Origin of the sequence: Rhodopila sp. (genome assembly GCF_035548235.1) — a bacterium.
Lineage (GTDB): Bacteria > Pseudomonadota > Alphaproteobacteria > Acetobacterales > Acetobacteraceae > Rhodopila.
The window spans coordinates 1-2,003 of the sequence record NZ_DASZTJ010000297.1; the positions used below are offsets into that span (position 1 = coordinate 1).

The 2,003-nt window shown below is 69.7% G+C and carries 3 protein-coding genes; all 3 read right to left on the reverse strand.

What is annotated here, in order from left to right; all coding sequences use genetic code 11:
- Positions 1–832 (reverse strand): histone deacetylase family protein (locus VHB27_RS24290; protein WP_325605522.1); only part of this gene is annotated, 832 nt, incomplete at its 3' end.
- Positions 832–1,584, reverse strand: coding sequence for an SDR family NAD(P)-dependent oxidoreductase (locus tag VHB27_RS24295; RefSeq protein WP_325605524.1), 753 nt, complete (start codon positions 1,582–1,584; stop codon positions 832–834). The genes VHB27_RS24290 and VHB27_RS24295, both read right to left, overlap by 1 nt.
- 85 nt (positions 1,585–1,669) lie before the next feature.
- Positions 1,670–2,003: type I restriction-modification enzyme R subunit C-terminal domain-containing protein (locus tag VHB27_RS24300; protein ID WP_325605527.1), on the reverse strand; the 334-nt coding region annotated here is incomplete at its 5' end.

Genomic DNA, 2,003 nt, shown 5'->3' on the forward strand with positions numbered 1-2,003 from the left:
CATCTGCCCGGAAATCAGCCACCGCCCGGCAGCCCGCCTCGACCGCCGCCAGCCAGCCCGCGTCCCCGGTCCCCCGCGGCAGAGGCAGGTTCAGGTTGAACCCCGCGCCCGCCCCCGCCCCACGCTCCCCGGCGTATCCCACGAACCACGGGTAATACCCGGACGGATCGCCGTGGACGGACACGAACAGCACGTCGTCCCGCTCCCAGAAGATCCCCTGCGTGCCGTTGCCGTGGTGGCTGTCGATGTCCAGCACCGCCACCCGAGCGGCGCCGGCCATCCGCAGCCGCTCCGCCGCCAGCGCCGCGTTGTTCAGATAGCAGTGCCCGCCGGCCCGAGCGGGATAGGCATGGTGGCCCGGAGGCCGACACAGCGCATACGCCGACCGCCCCGAAGCCGCCTCATCCGCGGCGGCCAGGGCGCACGCGGCGGCAGCTTCGGCGGCCGGCCAGGTCTCGGCGGTGATCGGGCAGGCCAGGTCGGCGGTGAACCATCCCGCCTGCGACAGCACATGCGGCGGCGGCCGCGCGCCGGCGGCGAACATCTCCGGGCTGGGATGGATGTTCGGCACGATCTCCGCCCCGGCATCCGGCAGCACCGCCCACTCCGCCGGCGCGTCGCGCAGGAAATCGAGATACGGCCCGGTATGCACCCGCAGCAGGTCGGCGCGCGAGACCGGCGGCGGCGCCTCGATCGCCAGCCCCATGCGCCGGCACGCCGCCAGCAGCGCCTCCGCTCGGGCCGGCACCTCGTAATGCGGACGGACGGCACCGCGCATCAGGAAGAAGCGCGGGGCGTGGCCAAGCTGGACCGGGTCGAAGAAGGCTTTCATCAGTGGAAAACCCGGCCCGCGTCGATGACGATCGTCTGGCCGGTCATCGTTTCGGTCTTGCACATCGTCACCACCATCTCCGCGCAGTCGTCCTTGTCGGCGGCCTTCTTCAGCAGCGCGCCCGAGGCGGACCGCTCGATCTGTTCGGCGCGCAGGTTGGCGGTGGCGCGCGTGCCCTCCAGCAGGCCGGGGGCGACGCAGTTCACCAGCGTCTCGGGCGCCAGGGCGACGGCCATGCAGCGCGTCAGGTGGATCAGCCCGGCCTTGGAGACGGCATAGGCGATCGACGACCCGGTGGGCGTCAGCCCGGCGACCGAGGCGATGTTGACGATCCGCCCCCTGCCCTGCGCCTTCATCACCGGCGCGACGGCCTTGGTCAGACGCATCGGGCCGGTCAGGTTGACGGCGATGATCTTGTCCCAGACGTCCTCGGTCAGGCTGTCCAGGTCGGGGAACGGAATGGCTTTGTTGAAGGCGGCGTCGTTGACCATGATGTCGAGCCGGCCGAACCGCGCGACGACGTCGTCCACCAGTTTCGCCACCGCGGCGGGGTCGGTGATGTCGCAGGCGAAGGCCGCGGCGTTGACCTGGTAGCGGCTGGAAAGCTCCCGCGCGACGCCCTCGGCCTGCTCGCGCGACTGGGCATACATGACGGCGACATGGGCGCCTTCGCGCGCCAGGGCGTGGCAGATGCGCTGCCCGAGCCCTCCGTTCCCGCCGGTGATCAGGGCGACGGCGCCTCTCAGGTCCATGGGGGTCTCCTCTCGGGTGGTTTACCGGACAGGATGGCGGGATCGGGCGGGGGTGGGCAAGGTGGCGTGGACCTGTCCCCAGACGTCAAGCGACGGCACGCTGTCGTACATCCTCCAGAAGCGCGATCAAGCGATCAGTCTGGGCGTCGGGAAACATGCCATCGACGCCCTTGCCGCTGAATCGCGTGTAAGGTGCCTCATAGAGACGAGCCGGATCCACAACGCCCGTCCGTGTCAGGTTCTCGATGACGGTCTCGATGAAGGCAATCTGATTGGCCGTGTGAGTCCCACCATCCAGGAAGGCGCTCAACGCCTGCTTCGCCGCCGCTTGATCCAGCCCGACCAGGCTGCGCACGAACAGGCCAAGTCCATGACTTTCCACTTTCGCCTTTTCGATTTCCTCAGGCGTGCCCGTACCA

Bases quoted from the DNA above. Each gene is read 5' to 3' on its own strand.
- VHB27_RS24295 (WP_325605524.1), bottom strand. From the start codon at position 1,584: ATGGACCTGAGAGGCGCCGTCGCCCTGATCACCGGCGGGAACGGAGGG.